We start from the raw sequence: 22,572 nt of genomic DNA on the forward strand, positions 1-22,572 counted from the left end.
AGAATAGTGGTATTTGATACGGCCATAGCATACCACTACTGTATATAAATACAGTTATGCGAGCATGGCTCTTAGCGAAATATTTGATTGTTCTTTAGGTAATTAATTTTATCCCGGTCGGCTTTATAGAACCGGACTCAGCAAGCGCGCAACATGGATCAGCACCCGGTACAAGTAGTGCAAGCGGCTATAGTCGCTGACGTCAATTTCGACCGCTTGCTCGAAATCCGCCGCCAGCATCCGCTCGACTTCCGCGGCGAACGCCGTGTCGATATTCAATGCGGCGATTTCGAAATTGAGCCGGAGTGAACGGTTGTCCAGGTTCATGCTGCCGACCGCAGCCGTATCGTCATCGACCAGCAGCACTTTTTGATGCGTAAAACCTGGCTGATAGCGGAACACCCGTATGCCGGCGCGTACCGATTCATGCGCGTACAAGGTCGACGCCAGGAAGACGGTGCGATGATCCGGGATGGCCGGGATCAGGATGCGTACATCGACGCCGCGGAATACCGCCAGCTGCAAGGCGGCGTTGACCGCCGAGTCGGGCACCAGGTAGGGCGTGGTCAGCCACAGCCTGTGACGGGCGGCGTGTATCGCCTGCACGAAAAATAACGAGCAGGTCTCTTGCGCATCTGCCGGTCCGGTCGCGGCTATCAGGCTGGTGGCCTCGCCGCCGCTGGCGCGCGGCGCCAGCAGGGCCAGCGGCTGGCCGGTGATCCACTGCCAGTTTTCATCGAAGGCCAGCTGCAAATCGGCGACCGCCGGCCCTTGCAATTCCATGTGGGTATCGCGCCACGGCGCCAGCGGCGGCTTGCGGCCAAGGTATTCGTCGCCGACATTCAGGCCGCCGACAAAACCGCGCCAGCCGTCCACCACCACTACCTTGCGATGATTGCGGAAATTGAGCTGGAAACGATTGCGCCAGCGGCGGGTGGCGAAGCGATGGATATGGACGCCGCCGGCACGCAGGACCGCGCCATAGGTGGGCGGCAGGTCGTGGCTGCCGACACCGTCGTAGAGCACGTGCACGCTGACGCCGGCGGCGGCGCGTTCCAGTAGCGCGCCTTGCAGCCTTTGCCCCAGTTCGTCGTCGTGGATGATGAAAAACTGCACCAGCACGTAATGTTCAGCACCGGCGATCGCAGCGAACATCGCTTCAAAACTGGCTGCGCCATTGACCAGCAAGCGCAGGCGATGGCCGCTCAGGAAAGGTGCGCCCAGCATTTTGCTGATGGCTTGATAACGCTGTGCCCCGGTGTGCGGCGGGTATTCGGCGGACAAGGCCAGCTGAGCCGGATCGTCCAGCCGGCGCAGGCGCGCCAGCCGTGAGTGATGCATCTCGACATAGCCGGAGAAACGCTTACTGCCCAGGAACAGATAGGGCAGCAGGGTGAAGTAGGGCAGCAGCACCAGCCCGAACACCCAGGCCACCGCTCCCTGCGGGGTGCGGGTGTGCATCAGGGCGTGGACTGCGGCGACGACGCCGGCGGCATGCAACAGCAGAACGACAATCGAAATCTGGGCAAACGGCAAATGCGGCATTCAGATAACTCCGAATCTCATGGCAGCTTGCATGTTAGCCAATAATCGTAATGCCTGGCGCGCTTATTTTTTTGCCTGCAGTGCGATCCGTACGGCCAGGCCTGCCAGGACTGTGCCCATCAGCCAGCGCTGGATCAGCAGCCAGCTGGGCCGGCTGCCCAGTACGCCGGCAATCGAGCCGGCGGCCAGCGTGACCATCGAGTTGACCGTGATGCTGACCACAATCTGGATCACGCCGAGCATCAGCGATTGCACCAGGATGCTGGCGCCGTTCGGGTCGATAAACTGTGGCAACAGCGCCAGATACAGCAGGGCGACCTTGGGGTTAAGCAGATTGGTGAACAAGCCCATCATGAACAGCTTGCGGTTGCTGTCTGCGGGCAGGTCGCGCACCGTGAACGGCGAACGGCCGCCCGGCTTTACCGCTTGCCATGCCAGATAAAGCAAGTAGGCGGCGCCGCCGAAACGCAGCAAATCATACGCCAGGGGTATCGCAAATAGCAGGGCGGTGATGCCGAACGCTGCGCACAGCATGTAAAACACAAAACCGGTCGCCACGCCGGCCAGCGACACGAAGCCGGCTTTCGGGCCTTGGCAAATCGAACGCGAGATCAGATAAATCATGTTGGGGCCAGGCGTCAGCACCATGCCGAAGGCGACCAGTGCAAAACCCAGCAGTAAATTAAGATTTGGCATAAGCGGCAAGCAAAAGATTGTTGGGAAACCCGTTCAGGGGCGGTCTGCGTATTTTGCGGTAAAACTTGCCGCCTCGCATAGTTAATTAAACGATGGCTGGTTTTTATTTGTGCTTGGGTGGCATAAGTGTTGTTCTGATTTCGTGGATTGTATTGATTGCTGGAATAAATGATAGTGAGCATATGGACCGGCAATCAAGGTTTGACGCGATTGACACCAACATACCGAGGCAAAACCATGAAATCAGAAAGCATCGGCCACCTGCTGACCCGTGAACACACGCACGATATCGTCTACCTTGCAGAGGATCAGACCATTTCGATTCAGAAAGCCTTGAAACAAGGCGAGAGAATCAAGTGCCTGAGCGGCCTGTTATGGATTACCGCAGAAAATTTCAAAGGGGATATTTTCTTGAATGAAAATAAGGACGTTGAAATGCATGGCGCAAAACATATCGTGATCACCGCCCTGAAATCTTCCAGTTTCACCTACGAGCAGGCGATGGCGTAAGATTTGGCATTGCTCGCCGCTTTGAGCGAGCGCTTCGGCCTGCTCAAGGCCATGGAGAATGCCTATGTCTTTCGATGTCGATCTGTTTGTGATCGGAGCCGGTTCCGGCGGCGTGCGCGCCGCGCGTTTTTCGGCTGGGTTCGGCGCCCGCGTAGCTGTGGCGGAAAGCCGTTACCTAGGCGGTACTTGCGTCAATGTCGGCTGTGTGCCGAAAAAATTCCTGGTCTACGGCGCCCATTTCAGCGACGATTTCGACGTCGCATCCAGTTTTGGCTGGCGCGCAGGCAAGCCGCAATTCGACTGGGCCACGCTGATCGCCAACAAGAATCGCGAGATCCATAGACTCAACGAAGTCTATCGCGGCTTGCTGCTCAACAGCGGCGTCGTCCTGCATGAAGGCCACGCCAGATTGCTGGACAAGCACACGGTTGAGATTAACGGCCAGCGCATACGTGCAGCCAACATCCTGATTGCCACCGGCAGCTGGCCGCAGGTGCCGGATATTCCCGGCAAAGAATTTGCCATTACCTCCAACGAAGCTTTTTTTCTAAAGGAATTGCCGCGCCGCGTGCTGGTGATCGGCGGCGGCTATATTGCGGTCGAATTTGCTTCGATTTTTCATGGACTTGGTGCGCAAACCAGCTTGCTGTACCGAGGCGATCTGTTCCTGCGCGGTTTCGACCATGGCGTGCGCCGGCATCTCAATGACGAATTCCAGAAAAAGGGCGTAGACCTGCAATTCAATGCCGATATCGCCGGCATAGCCAAGCTGGCCGACGGCAGTTTGAGGGCAACCCTGAAAGATGGCCGTGTACTCGACACCGACTGCGTGTTCTACGCGACCGGCAGGCGGCCGATGCTGGATGAGCTGGGTCTTGAGAATGTAGAGGTGGCGCTGGACGCCAAAGGTTTTATCAAGGTCGATCAAGAATACCGCAGCTCGGAAGCGAGCATCCTGGCATTGGGCGATGTCATCGGAAAAGTGCAGCTCACTCCGGTGGCCCTTGCCGAAGGCATGGCCGTAGCGCGGCGCCTGTTCCGTCCCGAAGAGTATCGTCCGGTGGACTATCAGCTGATTCCGACCGCGGTGTTTAGCTTGCCCAGCATCGGCACGGTTGGACTGACAGAAGAGCAAGCGCAGAGCGCCGGGCACAAGCTGAAAATCTTCGAGACCAGGTTTCGCCCGATGAAGCTGAGCCTTGGCGACTACCATGAGAAAACCATGATGAAGCTGGTGGTCGACGCCGACAGCGATAAAGTGCTCGGCTGCCACATGGTGGGGCCGGATGCCGGCGAAATCATCCAGGGGATTGCAGTGGCTTTGCGCGCTGGCGCCACCAAGCGCGTATTCGACGATACCATCGGCATCCACCCGACCTCGGCGGAAGAGTTCGTCACACTGAGAACGGCGCGCCCGGATTGACCGGCCCATGGTAAAAGATGAGCACCTAAAAACGAACGTCTGCTGCTAACATGACAAACTATGATTGAAAACGAAAAAACAGAATTGACAGAGACCGAGGGCGACGACATCGCGGGCTTCACGCGGCGCCGCTTTCTCGGTAGCGTAGTTGCGGTGGGCGCCAGCCTGGCGTTGTCCGACTGCGCCAGCGACGGCAAGCAGCAAATAGCGGATGCAAGCCAGGAGAAACTGCTGGACCGCCAGCTGCGGTCTGCCATCAAGCATGTGGTGGTGATCTACGCCGAGAATCGCAGCTTCAATAATCTATACGGTAATTTCCCCGGCGTGCAAAGGCCACTGGCGCAGGCGATGCAAGGCAATTACACGCAGCTGGACCGCGACGGCAAAACGCCGCTGGCGCAGCTGCCGAAGATCTGGGGCGGGATGGTGCCGCAGGCGCAGCAAGTCAACGGCCAGCGCTATGTGATTGCAGAGGGACAGATTACCGGTTTGCCGAACGCCCCGTTCAAGTTGAGCGATCAGCAAGGAAAACCGTTGCCGCAGGGAGTGATCACGCGCGATTTGTGGCACAAGTTTTACCAAAACCAGATGCAGATCAACGGCGGTAAAAACGACCAGTTTGTCGCCTGGGCCGATTCCGGTGCGCTCACCATGGGGCACTATGGCGAAACCGCCAGCAAGCTGCGTCTATGGAAACTGGCCGAGCAATATACCTTGTGCGACAATTTCTTCATGTCGGCTTTCGGCGGCTCTTATCTCAACCATATCTTTCTGATTTCCGGGCAGACGCCTTTCTATCCCGACGTCCACAACAGTCCGGCCCGGCACAATGTATCGACCGTGGAAGGCGATGATCCGAAAGGCACACGTTTGAAGCTGGATGACAAGAATCCGGCCTCGGCCATCGACGGACCGCCAAAATTCCTGCGCGACCGCGCCATCACGCCGGACGGCTATGCAGTCAATACGATGGCGCCGCCGTATCAGCCTAGTTTTGTCAAACCGGCGAAGGGTAGCGACGCCGCTTATGCCGACGCTAGCGATCCGATGGTGCTGCCGCCGCAAACCTATCCGACCATCGGCGACCGGCTATCGGAAAAGGGCGTCAGCTGGGCCTGGTATTCCGGCGCATGGCAAGCGGCGCTGGAGGGCAAGGCGAACGACGATGCCGGGCCTAATTTCCAATATCATCATCAGCCCTTCAACTATTTCAAGAGTTTCGCGCCCGGAACCGCATTGCGCGAGGAGCATTTGAAAGATGCCGGGCTGGGCGACGATCCGAACACCAATAAATTCCTGGCGGACGTAGATGCGGGGCGCTTGCCTCAGGTCAGTTTCTATAAGCCGCAGGGTAATCTGAACCTGCATGCGGGTTATGCCGACGTCGAGTCCGGCGACCGGCACATTGCCAATGTCATCGCGCACCTGCAACGCGGACCGCAATGGCAGGGCATGGTGGTGATCGTCGCGCATGATGAGAACGGCGGCTGGTGGGACCATGTGGCGCCGCCGAAGGGCGATCGCTGGGGGCCGGGTTCCAGGGTGCCTGCCACCGTCATCTCGCCGTATGCCAAGAAAGGTTTTGTCGATCATACGGTCTACGATACGACTTCCATCATGCGTTTCATTACCCGCCTGCACGGATTGCGCAAGCTGGACGCATTGATTGCGCGCGATCAGGCGTTCAGGGAAAACCGGCAGGCGCCCTTGGGCGACCTGACCAATACCTTGGATTTGGCTTAGCGCTGGCTATTGAAATTGATAACGCATGTTGGCGTAGATAAAGCGTCCTACAAGATCATTGGTGCTCTGAACGAAAGTATTGACGTATGACGAACTTGCATACACCGGGGCCTTGTCAAACAGATTGTTGGCGCCAAAATTCAATGTCAGGTTTTTCATCGGTTTGGTGTTGAAATTCATGTCCCATACCGTGTATGCCGGAATACGTGCATTCGTGATGGCTGGGTCCTGGGAGTGGATCGGGTCATCGATATTGCGGGTGCCGGCGTAGGTTCTGGCCGTCAGGGCCAGTTCGTGGCTGGCATATTCGTAAGCAGTGCGGAAGGAGTTTTTCCATCTCGGATGATTGATTGAATCCAGTCGGCTCATTGGCGCCGCACCCGGCGTGGTGCTTTGCTTAAAGCTCAGCGTGTAATTGTTGGCTTCGCGGAGCTTGAGCTTGCCCCAGCTGCCGAGAGCTAGATCGTATTTCACATCCAGATCGAGGCCCTGGAGGTCAATTCTGCCGACGTTGACATATGGCGAGGTGATGCTGTTGATCCGGCCTTTATTGAGTCCGGGATAGCGTTTTTCCAGCGCCGCATTACGAGGGTCACGCCCAACCAGTGCCGCGTAACCAGGAATGATGTCCTCGTTATCCAGAATGTATTGCGAGTCGAGCGACTGAATCGTGTTGCGCTGCTTGATGCCATGCCAGTCCAGCGCTGCGGACAGGTCTTTAGATGCCTGCCACACGACGCCGAAGGAGTAGTTGTTGGCGGTTTCAGCTTTAAGCTCTGGATTGCCTTGCAGGTAGACTTTGGGGCCATAGCTGCAATCAGCGCCGACATAGCCGAGCGGGCCGCAGCGGGCGCGGTCGGCCACCGTTGTGTAGGCAGTGGTGGTTGACGCAATCTCCGGCAAGGTAGGGGCTTTGAATGAAGTAGTGGCGGAACCGCGCAGCAAGAGCTGATTTGACGGCCGCCAGGCCACAGCGATTTTCGGGTTGATCGAATTGCCGAAATCGCTGTAGTGGTCGCCACGCAAGGCCAATTGCATTTCGACCTGTCGCAATAGCGGTACATTGAATTCGCCATACAGCGAATATACAGCGCGACTGGCTTTGCTGCTAAGAGCGCCCAGGCCGGCAATCTTGCCGGCAACGGCCAGCGCATCCGAGCGGTCGTCGATGGACTCGCGGCTGGCTTGCGCGCCCCAGGCAAAACCTAGCGGTGCGCCATTGAACGAAAACAAGCCGGGAGCCGACATTTTCCAGTCGACGGTCCCGAGACGCGAGGTCGCGACCCGCTTTGTGGAAGTCAGCAGCGGATCGACCACGCTGGCCGGATTCCAATAAGCGAATGGATCGTAGCCGTCTTTGCCAAGCAGGCCGTTTTGCAGCGATGCCGATGATGCGTCTTTCAAGACCGCATTCGAGCCGATGTCGCTGAGTCGATTTTGGTTGAGGCTGACGGCGGCCTCGCTGTCCCACTTGCCGATTGCGCCGCGCCAGCCGCCTACCAGGCGCACGTTGTCGCCGCTGACTTTGTTTTGCATAGGCGCAGCTTCATACATGCTGCGGTACACGCGCAATTGATCGCCCGGCGTAAATCCTTGCAGCGAGCCGTCTGCACTGGCCCCCGGTAAATTGGCCAGGCCCGGATTGGTCGAGCCGGCGGTGTTGCCGATAAAAGCGCTGTCGAATTGCGGGAAATCGCGTTGCGTGGTGCTCTCGCTGTGACTATATGACGCTTCGCCGAACAACTCGTCTTGGGCGCTGATACGTTTGGTAAAAATTGCCGAAATGCCGCCGCGCAGTATTTCAGGAGAAAGCCGGACTACAGGATTGGTGAAACAGCGCGTGTCGCCGCCAGCGTTTAGTCCAACAGTGCCGCGGCAGCCCGGAATGACAAAGCCGGGTTCGGCGGTGGTGAAGTCGTACAGGCTACCTAGATAACGGTCTATGCTCCTGTTGTCGCTGCCGCCAAAACGCCTGAAGTCGCGATTGGCGGTGGCGTCGTGTTTGTCGCTCGATAAGGGAGTGCGGCGCAATACATCAACCGTCAGCAGCAAATTGCGCCCATCTTGGTTCAGATCGCCCCAGCCTGCGGTGACGCTGGCGCCGGCGGTGCCGCCATCGCCTTTTTCATTCGTCCCGAGATTTGCCGTCGCTTCGGCGCCCTGATAGTTGCGCTTGGTTTTGAAATTGATGACGCCGGCAACGGCATCGGAACCGTAAATCGCAGAAGCGCCGTCGCGCAAGATTTCAACCGATTCGATCGCCGCCAGCGGCAAGCTGTTCAAGTCGACAAATGTATCTTCGGCATTATTGGCAAAGCCGTAATTGGCCAGACGGCGGCCGTTTAATAAAATCAAAGTGTATTTTGCCGCCAGGCCGCGCAGCGCCACCGATGCCGCGCCCCTGGCGAACGATCTGCTGCTATTGCCGCTCAACTCCACGGTAACGGACGGCAGTTTGCTTAGCAGTTCAAGCACGGTGCTGGCGCCGGACTTTTCGATCTCCGATTTTTTGATGATTTCAACGGCGGTCGGGCCTTCTGTATCAACGCGCGAAATGTTTGATCCGGTAATGGTGATGCGTTCAAGAGTGTCGGGCGTGGCGCCGCTGGCTTGGTCGGCGGCAAAGGCGAGAGGCAGGTGGATGAGGCTGGCTACCGCCAGGGTAGATGGCAAAAGAATTTTATTCATCTGGGAAGGTCTCCGTTTTTATAAAAGGAAATGATCGATTTCGCTTTATGCTTTGTTGCAAGCGACTGGGTAGGTCACTCGTTAAGCAGGTTTTCCAGCTACGTTGATACGGACAGGTGCGGCCGCATAACAAACAACATCCCAGGGCGCGGTGCTGCGTTGGGAGGATGTTGTTTATTTTGCACTAATCTCTGGCTGGATTCGATTCGCCGCAAATGTTTAGTCTTTCCCTTAGATTTTTATTGTTTTATTTTCCTTTTGGCAGCATTCCAGTAAGAAATAGGGTAAGTTGCTTGCTGTTTTTCAGTAATCCGGCATAGAACATTTCGAGGCCGCGATAGCCAACGATGGTGTCAGAGAAATTGAAGAACTCCTCGACTAAAACCCGGTCCTGCGCCAAGTGCGATGTGCTTTAATTGCTGAACATAAATGTAAAAGGCAAGCCATGAACACAATGACGACTCCAGCCGACACTGAATTTGATCAGACCCGCCAAGAGATCCGGCGCGTATTCGATGCTCAGCGAGCCACTGCTCTGCGCCTGCGGCAATCAGGCAAGGCCGAGCGCCTGCTGAAAATCAGGAAATTGAAGAGCGCGCTGCTGGCGCATAAGGATGAGGTGATTGCCGCCGGTTTTGCCGATTTCGGCAAACCTGCCGCCGAAGTCGATCTGACCGAAATCCTGCCGGTGATCGCCGAAGCCAACGACGCCATCCGCAAATTGGGCAGCTGGATGAAGCCGAAGAAAGTCTGGCCTTCGCGCATGATGATCGGCACTTCGGCGTATACCCAGTACGAACCCAAGGGCCGCGTATTGATTGTGGCGCCGTGGAATTATCCGGTGAACCTGAGCCTGGGGCCGCTGGTCTCGGCGCTGGCTGCAGGCAATACCGTGATCATCAAACCGTCGGAAATGACGCCGCACGCTTCAGCCGTCATCGGCAAGATCATTCGCGCGGTATTCGCCGAAGACGAAGTGGCGCTGTTCGAAGGCGATGCCCCGGTCGCGCAGGCATTGCTGGACCTGCCTTTCGATCATATCTTTTTCACCGGCTCGCCGGCGGTCGGCAAGATTGTGATGGCGGCGGCGGCCAGGCACCTGGCCAGCGTCACGCTGGAACTCGGCGGTAAATCGCCGACGATTGTCGATGAGACCGCCGACCTGCAAGCTGCCGCGCAAAATATCCTCTGGGCCAAGTTCACCAACAATGGCCAGACCTGCATCGCGCCCGATCACATCTATGTCCACGCCAGCGTCAAGGAGGCTTTTCTCGGGCACTGCGTGACGGCGCTGGAGAGTGCCTATGGCAAGGGCGCGCAGCAAATCGATAGCACCAGCCTGGCGCGTATCGTCAATCAACGCCATACCGCCCGGGTCAAAACCCTGCTGGACGACGCCACGGCGCGCGGCGCGCGGATAGTCACCGGCGGCGTGGTCGATGAAGTCCAGCGCTACATTGCGCCAACCTTGCTGGACGGCATTCCGGACGAAGCAAAAATCATGAGCGAAGAAATCTTCGGGCCGCTGCTGCCGATTATCAGCTATGAGCAGCTGGATACGGTGATTGCCCGCATCAACGCCGAACCCAAGCCGCTGGCCCTGTATGTCTGGAGCCGCAAACAGGCAAATATCGCCAAGGTGATGCAGCAGACAAGCTCGGGAGGCGCTTGCATCAACCATTGCGTGGTGCAGTTCCTGCATGGCAACCTGCCTTTCGGCGGCGTCAACAATTCCGGCATCGGCAGTGCCCACGGCCACCATGGTTTCCTGGCGTTTTCGCACGAAAGGGCGGTGGTGCGCAACCGCATCATGCTTGCCAAAATGTTCTACCCGCCTTATACGAGCTTGACGCGTAAGCTGATTTCCTTGTTCGTCAAGACCGTTTGAACCCGGGGATCACCGCTAACTGAACGTTGCAATACATCGACATGTAAATGGCGCACAATACCTGTATGTGAGGCACAGGTAGCGACAGGAGAATGCCATGTACAAGAAGATTTTGGTGGCCTATAACGGCACGCCGGAAAGCCAGTCGGCTCTGCACGAATGTATCCATATGAGTCCGCCTCCCTCGACAGAAGTCCATTTGCTGGCGGTGGTTCAGCTTTCTCCGCATGGCATGGCCGGGGGGTATGCGCCGGAGCTTGCCTTCACTACCGAGAGGGAAATGATGGAGCAGGAACTGGAGCGGGGGCGCGCGCTGATGGCGGCGGCCGGCTTGAACGTGGTGCCCCATCTTCAGCTGGGCGAGCCGGTCGAAGTCATAGGCGCACTGGCTGATGTGCTGGGGATCGATCTCATCATCGTCGGCCATTCTCGCCATAAGACATTTGCCATGCGCTGGTGGCGCGGCTCTATGGATGCGCTGCTGATCGAGAGAGTGAAAGCCAGCATACTCGTTGCCGTACGTTGTTGATGTGCGGGCGGCGGGAGCAGTACGCAGCACAACAAGATCTGCTTGATTGCCTACGACGATCAGTGTGAATTTCCGAACCAGAAGAAATATGCTTAAGACATGGAAATAGAATTAAAACTATTGCTTGCTCCCGGCGATGTCGCTAGCTTCAAACGCTACCCCTTGTTAAAACACTATGCGACCGGAAAACCGCAATCGCGGCAGCTGACCAGCATTTATTTTGATACGCCCGACCTGTATCTGCAAAAGAATCATACCGCGCTACGGGTGCGCAAAGTAGGAGGGCGCTGGGTCCAGACCTGCAAGAGCGGCGGCCAGGCTGCGGCCGGCTTGCATCAGCGGCCGGAATGGGAGTCGGATATCGGCGGCGCGGCGCCTGATGTGCCCGCCTTGCAGAGACTGCTGCAGTCCGGCACGCCGGTGGCCGAACTGTTGTCTGCCCCGGGCCTTGCAGACCGTTTGCAAGCGATATTTACGACGCAATTCCAGCGCACCATCTGGCTGCTGCGATCGCAGGCAGGGGATGAGGTGGAACTGGCCCTGGATCAGGGAGAAATCCGCCATGGCGACAGCAGCGTGCCGATCAGCGAAATCGAACTGGAGCTTAAATCCGGCGCGGCGGCGAGTTTGTTCGAGTTGGCGCTGGCATTGCAACATGCCGTGCCGCTGCGCGCCGCCAACGCCAGCAAGGCCGAGCGCGGCTATGCCCTGCATTCGCCGCAGGCGCCTACCGTCGCCAAAGCGCAAGCTGTCAAATTGGCGCCCGCGCTGACGCTGGAGCAGGGGTTCCAGATATTGCTCGGCAACTGCCTGGCCCACATGCAAGCCAATGAAGATGGGGTTGTGCATGGCGTCGATCCGGAAAACCTGCATCAGATGCGCGTCGGATTGCGGCGCTTGCGCGCTGTGCTCAGCCTGTTTAAAAACACGATTCCGGTTCCGTCGGAAATATCGGATCAGCTGGAGTGGCTGGGAGCCACGCTAGGGCCCGCACGCGATTGGGAAGTGCTGGCGGTCGCCACGCTGGCTGATGCGGTGAGGCATTGCCCGGATCAGGCGCGGTTGGATAGCTTGCGGCAGCTTGCCTTCAGCGAGGCAGGCAGGTATCGCCATGCCGCCGCAATCGCAGTCGACTCTCGCGCTTATACGCGTTTGCTGTTGCTGCTTGGAAGCTGGATCGAGGGACAGCGCTGGCGTGAGGAGTTGAGCGCAGAGCAGATAACTGCGCTGTCCTCGCCTTTGAAGAAATTCGCATGCAAGAAACTGGCAAGCTTGCAGAGACAATTATTGAAGCGTGGCAGCCATATCAAACAGCATGACGCCGCCAGGCGTCATCGGATAAGGATCGCAGCCAAAAAAATGCGCTATGCCACGGAATTTTTCGAAGCCTATTTGCCGCCTAAACGCAGTCATGCTTATGTCGCTGCACTAGCCGATCTGCAAGATGATTTGGGCGCCGCCAACGATCGCAGCGTGGCCGGCAAGCTGCTGCAGCAGATTGCCGATCTGCATCCCGAACTGGCTCCCGGGCTGACCGAGTCCTGCAAGCTGGCTCTCAAGCTATTGGATTCTGGTCGAAAACGCAATAAAGCTGAAACTGCCCGCTTATGGCAGAGATTCGTCGCGCTGAAGCCGCCGGTGAAGGTCCATTCGTCCTGATTGCTTGGTCCTTAGGCCTATTTGGTGCAAAATACGCCCGCCGGGCTCTTCCTGTAACACCGTGGATGAAGGTGAGCCTAGCTAGAAACACCGGAGTGAAATCATGACCTACGAAGAATACCTGGACGAAGTCACCACCTTGATGGTCGAGCTCTACGATCTGAAAGATGAAGCCGCAATCAAATACGTGATGCGGGCGCAAGCTGCGGATTTTTTTACCTTGCATGACGACGATCCCGCCATGCGTACCCTGGAACGTGCGCGCGCAGACGCCAAGACGATTTACGAACAGCGCAACAAGTCGCGACCCGAACTGTATCGTAAATAAGTTTGGCAAATAAGTCAGGCTTCAGGCGCTTACAATGGCCGCCCGCGATGTTTCCCGCATTTTCTCACGTAGTTCCCCAGTTTACCGATCTGATCAATGACCGAATCCATCCGCCTTGCAAAACGTCTCGCCGACCTGGTTTCCTGCTCCCGCAGCGAAGCCGAACAATATATCGAGGGCGGCTGGGTCAAGGTCGATGGCAAAGTGGTGGAGGAGCCGGGCTTGCGCATCAGTTCGCAGCAACAAGTTGAACTGACGGAGGGAGCCACATGCGAACCGCAAGATCCGGTGACCATCCTGTTTCATAAACCCGCAGGTCTCGATCTGTTTGCCGGTCCGGCGCTGAGCGAGCTGGCCTCACAGTTGATTGTGCCAGGCAAGCGTGCTGCCGACGACCGCGCCGAATTGCGTTTCCTGAAGCGCCACCTGGCCAATCTGAACTTGATCGAGCCGTTGGAAACCCTGGCTAGCGGTTTGCTGGTTTTCACTCAGGATTGGCGGATCACGCGCAAACTGGTTGACGACGCCGCCAAGATCGAACATGAATTTATTGTCGAAGTGGCCGGCGATATCATTCCTGACGGCCTCAAGCTGCTCAATCACGGCCTGAGCTTCAACCGCAAGCCGCTGCCGCCGATCAAGGTCAGCTGGCAAAACGAAAGGCGTTTGCGTTTCGCCCTCAAGGCGCCGCCGCGCGGCCTGATCGTGCATATGTGCGAACAAGTCGGGCTGCAGGTGGTCGCCAGCAAACGCATCCGCATCGGCCGCCTGCCGATGGCCGGCCTGGCGCTCGGTGAATGGCGTTATCTGCTGGGTTACGAACGGTTCTAAGCGGCGCCTGAGGTCTGTCAGCCTTTGCAAGCCGCAGCGGCGTTCGCCTTGAACGCCACTACATTGGCAGCAATCCCGTCGGCCGCATCAGCCACCGTGCGCTGCACGCCGAGCACCAGGGCATCAATACCCGGGGCCACCGCTTCGCTTACGCTTAACTGGCAAGCGCTGCTGCGCGTGTTATCGGAACGGCTGATGGTCCAGCCGTAGGTGGCTTGCACTTTTTCCCCGGGCACGGCGTCAAATTCACGCAACTCCACAGCAATCCGGTAGACCGGCTGATCTGCCGGCCGGCCGCTGCGGCTGACATCGATCGCGCCCAGGCGATTGGCAATGCCGCTAGCCAAGGCATCCCGCAATTCACTGTTGAACGGCGCAGACCAGCGCTCCTGCTCCAGGATGTCTACTCGGGCGCCGGAAGCGCTGCCGGCGCTTCTGACCACCAGCTGCGGCCGCGCCAGGCGTTCCGGCAAGGTGACGGGAGCGACGTCGATGAATATGCGCGCATTCTGGATGGCCGGCGTGGCTTGAGGCGGCGCCGAGAGCGTATAAAAGCGCGTCGGCGCGGAAGCGCAGCCGGCCAGCAGCAGTGCAACGGCGATAGCGCTGAAGCGCGTCGATAGGATCGATGTCATTATTTATTTCCCTCTTGCTTGCCGCGGATCAGTGCTTCCGGATGGCGTTCCAGGTAATCGGTCAAGACCCGCACCGATGCTGCCGAGCGCGTCAGTTCCTGCAAGGTCTGGCGGATGTCTTGCTGCAGCGGCGCGTTGTCGGACAGGGTGCGGTTGGCGTTGTCCAGCGTGGTGCGCACGTCTTTCATTGCCGCCGTGATTTCCGGCGCGACATCGTTATTCAGGCTCTTGGTCAGCTGTTCGGCATTGAGCAAGGTACGGTTCAAGGTGCCCAGCGTTTTTTGCAAATCGGCGGCGATCTGGTCGAATGGCACTTTGCTGAGCTTCTTGGCGATTTCTGCAATCTGCGACTGGATTTCATCCAGGCTGTTCGGAATGGTCGGCAACTCGATTATCGCAGTCGAGGTATCGACAGTTACCGGCGGCGCTTTCGGGAAAAAGTCGAGCGCGATATACAGCTGGCCGGTCAGCAGATTGCCGGTCCGCAGTTGCGCCCGCAAGCCGCGGCTGACCATGTATTGCAGACGCTGTTTGGCGGTATAGATCGAGTGCCGGTCGTCTTCGGCATATTTGCGCCCCAGCCGCTCCGGATATATCTGGACTGCCACCGGCATGCTGAATTCACGGCGTTTGGCATCGTATTCTATGCCTATCGATTTGACCTCGCCCAGGACCACGCCGCGGAAGTCGACCGTGGTTCCCGGCGTCAAGCCGCGCAAGGACTGGTTGAAATACATCACGACGGTTTCCGACGGGCCATCCGGTTCCTTCAAGGCGGCTTCTTCGTCCGCGGCCAGGTTGAAAGTCGTGTTTTCCTTGGCAGTCATGCCCAGTTCGTCATCCGGCGACTGGAACGCTATGCCGCCCAACACCACGGTTGCCAGCGATTGCGTGCGCAGCTTGAAGCCGCTGGCATTGATCTGCATGTCGAAGCCGCTGGCATGCCAGAAGCGGGTGTTGACGCCGATGAATTTGTCGTAGGGCGCATCGATGAAAATACGCAGCGTGACGCCTTTGCCGTCGGCGTCCAGGTCGAAAGCGGCCAGCTGGCCGACTTTGATCCGGCGGAAATAGACCGGCGAGCCGATATCCAGCGAGCCGATGTCGGTAGAGTGCAGCATGTATTGCTTGCCTGAAGCGTCGATCCTGACGATCGGCTGTACTTCCAGCCCGGTAAACTCATGTTTTTTATCATTGGAAGTACCGGCGTCGGCGCCGATATACGCGCCCGACAGCAAGGTCCCCAGGCCCGAAACGCCGGAAGCCGCCACCCGCGGCCGGACTACCCAAAAGCGCGTGTCGGCGGCGGTGAAGCTTTCGGCCTCCTTCGACAGTTGCACGTTCGCCAGGACGTGTGAACGATCTTTGCTCAAGGTGATGGTCTGCACCAGTCCGATATCGACATCCCTGTATTTGACCTTGGTTTTTCCGGCCTCCAAACCTTCCGCCGTGCGGAAAGTGATGGTGATGGATGGCCCGCGTTCGATCAGGATCTTGACCACCAGCGTCAAGCCGACTACTGCGGCCACAATCGGGATCAGCCAGATCAGCGAAGGCAGCCAGTCGCGTTTGCGGCTCAGCTTGGGTTCCGGTAAAGGCGGCAAGGCGGGAGGCGGGACGTTAGGCGGGACGTTTTCATCACTCATCTTGTACTTTCGTTTTTCTTGCTCTGATTTTTATCAATTTCATCGCCGCCGCCGTCCCAGCTCAGGCGCGGATCGAAACTGAGGGCGGCCAGCATCGTCAATACCACCACCGAAGCAAACGCCAGCACGCCGAAGCCGGCGGTAATCTTGGCGTATCCTTCAATCTGCACCAGGCCGGCCAGCAGCGATACCACGAATACGTCCAGCATCGACCAGCGGCCGATGATCTCTACCAGCCGATACAATTTGGCGCGCTCCAGGCGGCGCCAGCGACTGCGTTTTTGCGCCGTCCATGTCAGTAAAATCAAGGATGCCAGTTTGAACAGCGGCACCAGAAAACTGGCAATGAAAATGATCGCGGCCAGTTCCCAGGCGCCGGACACCCAGAAATAAATGACGCCGCTCATGATCGTATCCTCCTGCACGCCGAGCAAGGTCTTGGTGATCATCACCGGCATCAGGTTGGCGGGGATGTACATGATGCAGGCGGCGATCAGGAAAGCCCAGCTGCGCCGGATGCTGTCCGGCTTGCGCTGATGCAGCGCGCTGCCACAGCGGTCGCAATGCTCATGTTCGCGGACTTCTTGCCAGACCGTGCCGCAATGATGACAGGACATCATGCCGAGGCCGGCAGCAGTCGGTGCCGCCAGGTCTTCGTCTTCGGCTGGCATGGAAACAGCGACGGTGGCGGCGGTGCCGGCGTTCATGCGGGACCTTCCCGGTTTTGCTCCGAATAAGCCATTTGCCAGAAATACCGGGGATTGAAGGAAATCACCGCGGTCAACAATACCGTCAGCACGCCGAACGCCCACAGGGCGACGCCGGGGATCACGGTCGCCATGTTCGACAGCTTGACTACCGCCACCAGCACACCGAGCAGGAATACTTCGATCATGCCCCAGGGCCGCAGGCTTTGCATGGCGCGTACCAGCCAGCTAAAGCCGAAGGGACGGCGCTGCTTCACCAGCGATACCAGCAGATAAAACAGGAACAACAGCTGTAACAGCGGAAACAGGATAGTGGTGGCAAGCACCAGCAAAGCCACCAGCGACATGCCCTCGGCGCTCAGCGACAGCACGGCGCCGAACAAGGTGGTGCGGCTGCTCAAGCCTTGCAGCTCGATTTCGACGATCGGGAAACTGTTGGCGAGCATAAACATGATCAGGCTGGCCACGGTCAGCGGCAAGATCCGCTCGCGCTGCCGGCCGGGATCGCGCTCCAGTTCGGTGCCGCAACGCGGGCAGTGGGCAATCTCTCCGCGGCGCAGCTGCACCTTGCGATATAGCGCATCGCATCCTTCGCAAGCAATCAGGTCGGGGACTTCGCGCATAAACACTTGAAAAATTGAGTGGATGAGATTCTAACAATAATCTGCATCATCCTGCCCGGATTTTAGGACGGAGTACAGAAGCGCCACACGTGTTTTTTCGAATACTCGTAAAATGACGGTTAAATTAAACGATGCCAAGTCTGAAACACATGTTGCAGGCATGGCATTTAGGTAATTACATGCCTTTTATTCACCGAAAATTCATCAAATGAGCAGCACTAATAATAAAGGCAGCTTACCTGCCGCCGTAGCCGATCAACAACTGGAGTATGTGACTTCGTGCGCGCTGCCGACGCCTTGGGCAACCTTCCAGCTGCATGCATTTATCGAACACGCCACCGGCAAAGAGCATCTGGCCCTGACCTTGGGCGAAGTCAACGACGGCGAGCCGGTGCTGGCGCGCGTCCATTCCGAATGCCTGACCGGCGACGCCTTGTTCAGCCAGCGTTGCGATTGCGGCGCGCAGCTGGAAGGCGCTTTGCAAAAAATCGCGGCGGAGGGGCGCGGCGCCATACTGTATTTACGCCAAGAGGGACGCGGCATCGGCTTGATCAACAAGATTCGTGCATATCATATTCAAGACGGTGGCGCCGACACGGTGGAAGCCAACCAGCAGTTGGGATTTGCCGCCGATTTGCGTGACTACAGCATATGCGAAACCATGCTTGAGCATCTGGATATCACGGCCTTGCGCCTGATGACCAACAATCCGCGCAAGGTGGCGGCTTTGCAAAAAATCGGCGTCACCGTGGTCGAACGGATTCCCCTGATTCTCAACCGCAATCCGTTCAATACCCGTTACCTCGACACCAAGGCCGTGAAACTGGGCCACCTGCTGCCGGTGGACGGCCTGGAACACGATCTGGACGAAAACGAGTTGTGAATCGGCGTAACCCGGCTGTAAATTAAATACGGGGCAAGGGGCGGAGCTGCTGCAGCTCCGCCCCTTGCCCGGCACACCGTCAATGTTTGGACGCTACATGCTTGGAGTTCACCACCGCATCGGTCACATTGGCGGGGGCTTCCGCATAATGCTTGAACTCCATCGTATAGGTAGCCCGTCCCTGGGTCAGCGAACGCAGCGTGGTGGAATAGCCGAACATTTCGGCCAGCGGCACCTCCGCCCGGACAATCTTGCCGACCCCGCCCGGGATGTCGTCCATGCTCTGGATCATGCCGCGCCGCGACGACAGGTCGCCGATGACATCGCCCATTTTTTCTTCCGGCATCTCGACTTCTACCGCCATCATCGGTTCCAGCAAGGCCGGGCTGGCTTTGCGGCAGCCATCCTTGAAGGCCATCGAGGCCGCCATCCGATACGCATTTTCGTTGGAATCGACATCGTGCGAAGAGCCGAAGAACAGGGTGACCTTGACGTCGACCACCGGATAACCCGCCAGGACGCCGGCAGCCAGGGTTTCGCGCACCCCTTTTTCTACCGCTGGAATATATTCGCGCGGCACGGTGCCGCCTTTGATGGCGTCGACGAATTCGAAGCCCTTGCCCGGCGCCTGCGGCTCCAGTTTCAGCACTACGTGGCCGTATTGCCCGCGGCCGCCTGATTGCTTGATGAATTTACCTTCGCTGGATTCGCAGATCTTGCGTATGGTTTCACGGAAGGCGACCTGCGGCTTGCCGACCGTAGCATCGACGCCGAACTCGCGCCGCATGCGTTCCACCAATACCTCCAGGTGCAGCTCGCCCATGCCGGAAATGATGGTCTGGCCCGATTCGTCGTCGGTTTTTACCCGGAACGACGGGTCTTCCTCGGCCAGGCGGCTGAGCGCAACGCCCATTTTTTCCTGGTCGACCTTGGTCTTGGGCTCCACCGCTTGCGAGATGACGGTATCCGGGAACACCATTTTTTCCAGCGTAATGATGCTGCCGGGATCGCACAGGGTGTCGCCGGTGCTGGCCTCCTTGAGGCCGACCGCGGCGGCGATGTCGCCGGCGTACACTTCGCTGATTTCGGTGCGGTGGTTGGCATGCATCTGCAACACGCGGCCGATTCTTTCCTTTTTGCCTTTATTCGGATTGAACACCGTATCGCCGGAAACCAGCACGCCGGAATAGACCCGGAAGTAGCTCAGGTGGCCGACAAACGGATCGGTCATGATCTTGAAGGTGAGGGCGGAGAATTTTTCATCGTCGCTGGCGCGTCTTTCGACAATCAGGTCGTCCTGATCATGGCCTTTGACTGGCGGAATATCGGTCGGCGCCGGCAAGAAATCGATCACGGCATCCAGCAACGCCTGCACGCCGCGATTCTTGAAGGCGCTGCCGCACAGCATCGGCACGATCTCGCCGGCGATGGTGCGTTGGCGCAGGGCCGCCTTGATTTCCTCTTCGCTGATATCGGCGCCATCCAGGTATTTTTTCATCATGGCGTCGCTGGCGTCGGCGGCCGCTTCCATCATGCGGCCGCGCCACTCCTGGGCGCTGGCTTGCAATGCCGCCGGAATCTCGATGTATTCGAACTTGACGCCCTGGCTGGCGTCGTCCCACATGATGGCCTTCATCTTGATCAGGTCGACCACGCCGTGGAAATTGTCTTCGGCGCCGACCGGAATCTGCACCGGCACCGGATTGCCCTTGAGGCGGTCGCGGATTTGCTGGTGCACGCGGAAGAAATCGGCGCCGACCCTATCCATCTTGTTGACGAAGGCCAGGCGCGGCACCGTGTATTTGTTGGCCTGGCGCCAGACGGTTTCGGATTGCGGCTGGACTCCGCCGACAGCATCGTAGACCATGCAGGCGCCGTCCAGCACCCGCATCGACCGTTCGACTTCAATCGTAAAGTCGACATGGCCCGGGGTATCGATGATATTGATACGATGAATCGGATAATTGCCCGCCATGCCCTGCCAGAAACAGGTGGTGGCGGCCGAGGTGATCGTGATGCCGCGTTCCTGCTCCTGTTCCATCCAGTCCATGGTGGCGGTGCCGTCGTGCACTTCGCCGATCTTGTGGCTGACGCCGGAGTAAAACAGGATACGCTCGGTGGTGGTGGTCTTGCCGGCGTCGATATGGGCGCTGATGCCGATATTGCGATAGCGCTCAATAGGTGTTTTGCGGGTCATGACGATTTCCTCTTGGAGAAATTATGATGATCAGTTTTTTGCAGCTGCTGTGACGTGTGAGCTTACCCGTTTTTTCGATTGTCAGTGGCGGCCGATGCAAGACACCGTTTTTTTCCTTCCGGTGGTATGCTTGGCGGCTTAACGGCAAGTGGCTGAATCTACCCGAATCAGTCCCTCCAAATCGTCTCGTATTGTTAATCCTACCCCGACCTCTATGAACGCCAGAACCTTTTCCCAGAATACCGCTGCCCAGCGTATCCAGCAATTACGCAGCGCCATGCAAGGGCACAATGTTGATGCCTGCCTGATTCCTTCCGCCGATCCGCATTTGTCCGAGTATTTGCCGGGACGCTGGAAGGGCCGTGAATGGATGTCGGGATTCACCGGTTCCGTCGCCAATCTGATCATTACCGCCGATTTCGCTGGTCTGTGGGCCGACAGCCGCTACTGGTCGCAGGCGGAAGCGGAACTGGCGGGCACTGAAATCGTACTGATGAAAACACCGACCGGCAGCAGTTTGCTGCATCTCGACTGGCTGGCTGCCAATCTGCCGGCCGGCCAGACGCTGGCGGTCGATGGCGCGGTGCTCGGGTTGGCCATGGCCCGTGCGCTGGAACAGGCGCTCAGCAAAGGCGGCAGCAAATTGCGCACCGATCTCGATGTGCTGGGCGAAATCTGGAACGAACGGCCGGGCTTGCCGATGGCCGAGGTATATCAGCACGAAGCATCGCATGCGCCGCTGTCGCGTGCTGCCAAGCTGGAGCAGTTACGCCAGGCCATGCAGCAGCACGGCGCGCAATGGCACTTCATTTCCACCCTGGACGATATTGCCTATCTGTTCAATTTACGCGGCGCCGACGTCAATTACAATCCGGTGTTCGTTGCCCATGCACTGATCGGGCCGAAGCAAAGCACGCTATTCGTCGCCGACGGCAAAGTGCCGCCGGCCTTGCGCGATCTTCTCCGCCAGGACGGCGTCACGCTGGCGCCCTATGAGCAGGCATCCGAATCACTGGCGGCCTTGCCTGCCGGCGCCACATTATTGCTCGATCCGCGCCGCGTCACGCTGGGCTTGCGACAAGCTGTACCGGCTGCGGTCAAGGTGGTGGAAACAATCAATCCCACCACGTTTGCCAAGTCGCGCAAAAGCATAGCCGAGATAACGCATGTGCGGGCAGCCATGGAGCAGGACGGCGCCGCGCTATGCGAATTTTTTGCCTGGCTGGAGCAGGCGCTGGGCAAGGAAACCGTTACCGAAGTGATGGTCGATACGCATATCACGGCAGCGCGGGCGCGCCGCCCGGGTTTTGTCAGTCCGAGTTTTGCCACCATTGCCGGCTTTAACGCCAACGGCGCCATGCCGCATTACAAGGCCAGCGCTGAATCGCACGCTACCATCAGCGGCGACGGCTTGCTGCTGATCGACTCCGGCGGCCAGTATGTGGGCGGCACCACGGACATTACGCGCATGGTGCCGATCGGCCAGCCGTCGGCAGCGCAAAAACGCGATTGCACGCTGGTGTTGAAAGGCGTGATTGCGCTCTCTTCGGCGCAGTTCCCGCGCGCGATCAAATCGCCCTTGCTGGACGCCATTGCGCGGGCGCCGATCTGGGCCGCAGGCATCGACTATGGCCACGGCACCGGTCACGGCGTCGGTTATTTCCTGAATGTGCATGAGGGCCCGCAAGTCATTGCCGGCAGCGCCGCGCCGGATGCGCATACGGCGATGGAGCCGGGCATGATTACCTCGATAGAGCCAGGCATCTATCGCCCCGGCCGCTGGGGCGTGCGGATTGAAAACCTGGTGCTGAACCAGTCGGCGCAGACCACCGAATTCGGCGAGTATCTGCGGTTCGAGACGCTGACCTTATGCCCGATCGATAGCCGTTGCCTGGATCTCGGCTTGTTGCGCAGCGACGAAATCGCTTGGCTCAATGCCTATCATGCCGAGGTCAGGAAACGTTTGTCGCCGCACGTGCAGGGCGACGCCAAGCAGTGGCTGGAGAGCAGGACCGAGGCGCTCTGACGGCAATCGCCGGTA

General features: G+C 58.4%; 18 protein-coding genes. 10 read left to right on the forward strand and 8 right to left on the reverse strand.

Translation table 11 applies throughout. The features are described 5' to 3' along the window. Positions 1-123: 123 nt before the first annotated feature. Both cls and BLV81_RS01815 read right to left on the reverse strand, forming a co-directional pair. Positions 124-1,545 carry a cardiolipin synthase gene (gene cls / locus BLV81_RS01810; protein WP_092351834.1) on the reverse strand — a complete coding sequence of 474 codons (1,422 nt, stop codon included), beginning with the start codon at positions 1,543-1,545 and terminating at the stop codon, positions 124-126. Between the two features lie 63 nt (positions 1,546-1,608). Further along, the gene (locus BLV81_RS01815) at positions 1,609-2,241 is read right to left on the reverse strand and encodes a LysE family translocator (RefSeq protein WP_092351836.1); all 633 of its coding nucleotides are present in this window, start codon (positions 2,239-2,241) and stop codon (positions 1,609-1,611) included. A gap of 237 nt (positions 2,242-2,478) precedes the next feature. Between BLV81_RS01815 and BLV81_RS01820 the strand changes: the two genes are divergently transcribed. From BLV81_RS01820 to BLV81_RS01830, 3 genes are all read left to right on the forward strand, one after another. After that, positions 2,479-2,751: a DUF2917 domain-containing protein gene (locus tag BLV81_RS01820; RefSeq protein ID WP_176992705.1), complete on the forward strand. Its 273-nt coding sequence runs from the start codon at positions 2,479-2,481 to the stop codon at positions 2,749-2,751. Between the two features lie 64 nt (positions 2,752-2,815). Beyond that, positions 2,816-4,174, forward strand: coding sequence for a glutathione-disulfide reductase (gene gorA, locus BLV81_RS01825; protein WP_092351839.1), 1,359 nt, complete (start codon positions 2,816-2,818; stop codon positions 4,172-4,174). A 60-nt stretch (positions 4,175-4,234) separates the two neighbouring features. After that, positions 4,235-5,917, forward strand: coding sequence for an acid phosphatase (locus tag BLV81_RS01830; RefSeq protein WP_255364864.1), 1,683 nt, complete (start codon positions 4,235-4,237; stop codon positions 5,915-5,917). Positions 5,918-5,923: 6 nt separating this feature from the next. On the opposite strand, the gene BLV81_RS01835 is transcribed toward BLV81_RS01830, so the two are convergent. After that, positions 5,924-8,605, reverse strand: a complete 2,682-nt coding sequence (locus tag BLV81_RS01835; RefSeq protein WP_092351841.1) for a TonB-dependent receptor plug domain-containing protein — start codon at positions 8,603-8,605, stop codon at positions 5,924-5,926. A gap of 445 nt (positions 8,606-9,050) precedes the next feature. On the opposite strand from BLV81_RS01835, the gene BLV81_RS01840 reads away from it, so the two are divergent. The 5 genes from BLV81_RS01840 (at position 9,051) to BLV81_RS01860 (ending at position 13,840) form a co-directional block, all read left to right on the forward strand. Then, a complete protein-coding gene (locus tag BLV81_RS01840) occupies positions 9,051-10,493 on the forward strand; it encodes an aldehyde dehydrogenase family protein (RefSeq protein WP_092351843.1) in 1,443 nt (480 codons plus the stop codon). Between the two features lie 97 nt (positions 10,494-10,590). After that, the gene (locus BLV81_RS01845; protein ID WP_092351845.1) at positions 10,591-11,022 is read left to right on the forward strand and encodes a universal stress protein; all 432 of its coding nucleotides are present in this window, start codon (positions 10,591-10,593) and stop codon (positions 11,020-11,022) included. 99 nt (positions 11,023-11,121) lie between these two features. Further along, positions 11,122-12,681 carry a CYTH and CHAD domain-containing protein gene (locus BLV81_RS01850; RefSeq protein ID WP_092351847.1) on the forward strand — a complete coding sequence of 520 codons (1,560 nt, stop codon included), beginning with the start codon at positions 11,122-11,124 and terminating at the stop codon, positions 12,679-12,681. Positions 12,682-12,784: 103 nt separating this feature from the next. After that, positions 12,785-13,009: a hypothetical protein gene (locus BLV81_RS01855; protein WP_092351849.1), complete on the forward strand. Its 225-nt coding sequence runs from the start codon at positions 12,785-12,787 to the stop codon at positions 13,007-13,009. 96 nt (positions 13,010-13,105) lie between these two features. After that, on the forward strand, positions 13,106-13,840 hold the full coding sequence (locus BLV81_RS01860; protein WP_092351851.1) for an rRNA pseudouridine synthase: 735 nt from the start codon (positions 13,106-13,108) through the stop codon (positions 13,838-13,840). 17 nt (positions 13,841-13,857) lie between these two features. On the opposite strand, the gene BLV81_RS01865 is transcribed toward BLV81_RS01860, so the two are convergent. From BLV81_RS01865 to BLV81_RS01880, 4 genes are read right to left on the reverse strand one after another with little or no spacing between them, the layout of a single operon-like run. Continuing rightward, on the reverse strand, positions 13,858-14,475 hold the full coding sequence (locus BLV81_RS01865; RefSeq protein WP_092351853.1) for a PqiC family protein: 618 nt from the start codon (positions 14,473-14,475) through the stop codon (positions 13,858-13,860). Beyond that, entirely contained in the window at positions 14,475-16,121 is a 1,647-nt protein-coding gene (locus BLV81_RS01870; protein WP_092351855.1) for a PqiB family protein, read from the reverse strand. The genes BLV81_RS01865 and BLV81_RS01870 overlap by 1 nt, the downstream gene beginning before the upstream one ends. Continuing rightward, the gene (locus BLV81_RS01875; protein WP_369823781.1) at positions 16,118-16,828 is read right to left on the reverse strand and encodes a paraquat-inducible protein A; all 711 of its coding nucleotides are present in this window, start codon (positions 16,826-16,828) and stop codon (positions 16,118-16,120) included. Before BLV81_RS01875 ends, BLV81_RS01870 begins: the two co-directional genes overlap by 4 nt. Next, positions 16,825-17,451, reverse strand: coding sequence for a paraquat-inducible protein A (locus BLV81_RS01880; RefSeq protein ID WP_092351857.1), 627 nt, complete (start codon positions 17,449-17,451; stop codon positions 16,825-16,827). The genes BLV81_RS01875 and BLV81_RS01880 overlap by 4 nt, the downstream gene beginning before the upstream one ends. Before the next feature lie 208 nt (positions 17,452-17,659). Between BLV81_RS01880 and ribA the strand changes: the two genes are divergently transcribed. Next, positions 17,660-18,334, forward strand: a complete 675-nt coding sequence (gene ribA, locus BLV81_RS01885) for a GTP cyclohydrolase II (RefSeq protein ID WP_092351859.1) — start codon at positions 17,660-17,662, stop codon at positions 18,332-18,334. A 79-nt stretch (positions 18,335-18,413) separates the two neighbouring features. On the opposite strand, the gene fusA is transcribed toward ribA, so the two are convergent. Further along, positions 18,414-20,531: an elongation factor G gene (gene fusA, locus BLV81_RS01890; RefSeq protein WP_092351861.1), complete on the reverse strand. Its 2,118-nt coding sequence runs from the start codon at positions 20,529-20,531 to the stop codon at positions 18,414-18,416. Positions 20,532-20,745: 214 nt separating this feature from the next. Between fusA and BLV81_RS01895 the strand changes: the two genes are divergently transcribed. Then, a complete protein-coding gene (locus BLV81_RS01895) occupies positions 20,746-22,557 on the forward strand; it encodes an aminopeptidase P family protein (RefSeq protein WP_092351863.1) in 1,812 nt (603 codons plus the stop codon). Positions 22,558-22,572: the final 15 nt, after the last annotated feature.

It is taken from the genome of Collimonas sp. OK242 (assembly GCF_900107095.1).
Taxonomy (GTDB): domain Bacteria; phylum Pseudomonadota; class Gammaproteobacteria; order Burkholderiales; family Burkholderiaceae_D; genus Collimonas.

Excerpts from the sequence above, each read along its gene's own strand:
- gorA (WP_092351839.1), top strand. The coding sequence starts at position 2,816 with ATGTCTTTCGATGTCGATCTGTTTGTGATCGGAGCCGGTTCCGGCGGC.
- ribA (WP_092351859.1), top strand. The coding sequence starts at position 17,660 with ATGAGCAGCACTAATAATAAAGGCAGCTTACCTGCCGCCGTAGCCGAT.
- fusA (WP_092351861.1), bottom strand. The coding sequence starts at position 20,531 with ATGACCCGCAAAACACCTATTGAGCGCTATCGCAATATCGGCATCAGC.
- BLV81_RS01895 (WP_092351863.1), top strand. The coding sequence starts at position 20,746 with ATGAACGCCAGAACCTTTTCCCAGAATACCGCTGCCCAGCGTATCCAG.
- BLV81_RS01870 (WP_092351855.1), bottom strand. The coding sequence starts at position 16,121 with ATGAGTGATGAAAACGTCCCGCCTAACGTCCCGCCTCCCGCCTTGCCG.
- BLV81_RS01850 (WP_092351847.1), top strand. The coding sequence starts at position 11,122 with ATGGAAATAGAATTAAAACTATTGCTTGCTCCCGGCGATGTCGCTAGC.
- BLV81_RS01815 (WP_092351836.1), bottom strand. The coding sequence starts at position 2,241 with ATGCCAAATCTTAATTTACTGCTGGGTTTTGCACTGGTCGCCTTCGGC.
- BLV81_RS01860 (WP_092351851.1), top strand. The coding sequence starts at position 13,106 with ATGACCGAATCCATCCGCCTTGCAAAACGTCTCGCCGACCTGGTTTCC.
- BLV81_RS01830 (WP_255364864.1), top strand. The coding sequence starts at position 4,235 with ATGATTGAAAACGAAAAAACAGAATTGACAGAGACCGAGGGCGACGAC.
- BLV81_RS01835 (WP_092351841.1), bottom strand. The coding sequence starts at position 8,605 with ATGAATAAAATTCTTTTGCCATCTACCCTGGCGGTAGCCAGCCTCATC.
- cls (WP_092351834.1), bottom strand. The coding sequence starts at position 1,545 with ATGCCGCATTTGCCGTTTGCCCAGATTTCGATTGTCGTTCTGCTGTTG.
- BLV81_RS01865 (WP_092351853.1), bottom strand. The coding sequence starts at position 14,475 with ATGACATCGATCCTATCGACGCGCTTCAGCGCTATCGCCGTTGCACTG.
- BLV81_RS01845 (WP_092351845.1), top strand. The coding sequence starts at position 10,591 with ATGTACAAGAAGATTTTGGTGGCCTATAACGGCACGCCGGAAAGCCAG.
- BLV81_RS01855 (WP_092351849.1), top strand. The coding sequence starts at position 12,785 with ATGACCTACGAAGAATACCTGGACGAAGTCACCACCTTGATGGTCGAG.
- BLV81_RS01875 (WP_369823781.1), bottom strand. The coding sequence starts at position 16,828 with ATGAACGCCGGCACCGCCGCCACCGTCGCTGTTTCCATGCCAGCCGAA.
- BLV81_RS01840 (WP_092351843.1), top strand. The coding sequence starts at position 9,051 with ATGAACACAATGACGACTCCAGCCGACACTGAATTTGATCAGACCCGC.
- BLV81_RS01880 (WP_092351857.1), bottom strand. The coding sequence starts at position 17,451 with ATGCGCGAAGTCCCCGACCTGATTGCTTGCGAAGGATGCGATGCGCTA.
- BLV81_RS01820 (WP_176992705.1), top strand. The coding sequence starts at position 2,479 with ATGAAATCAGAAAGCATCGGCCACCTGCTGACCCGTGAACACACGCAC.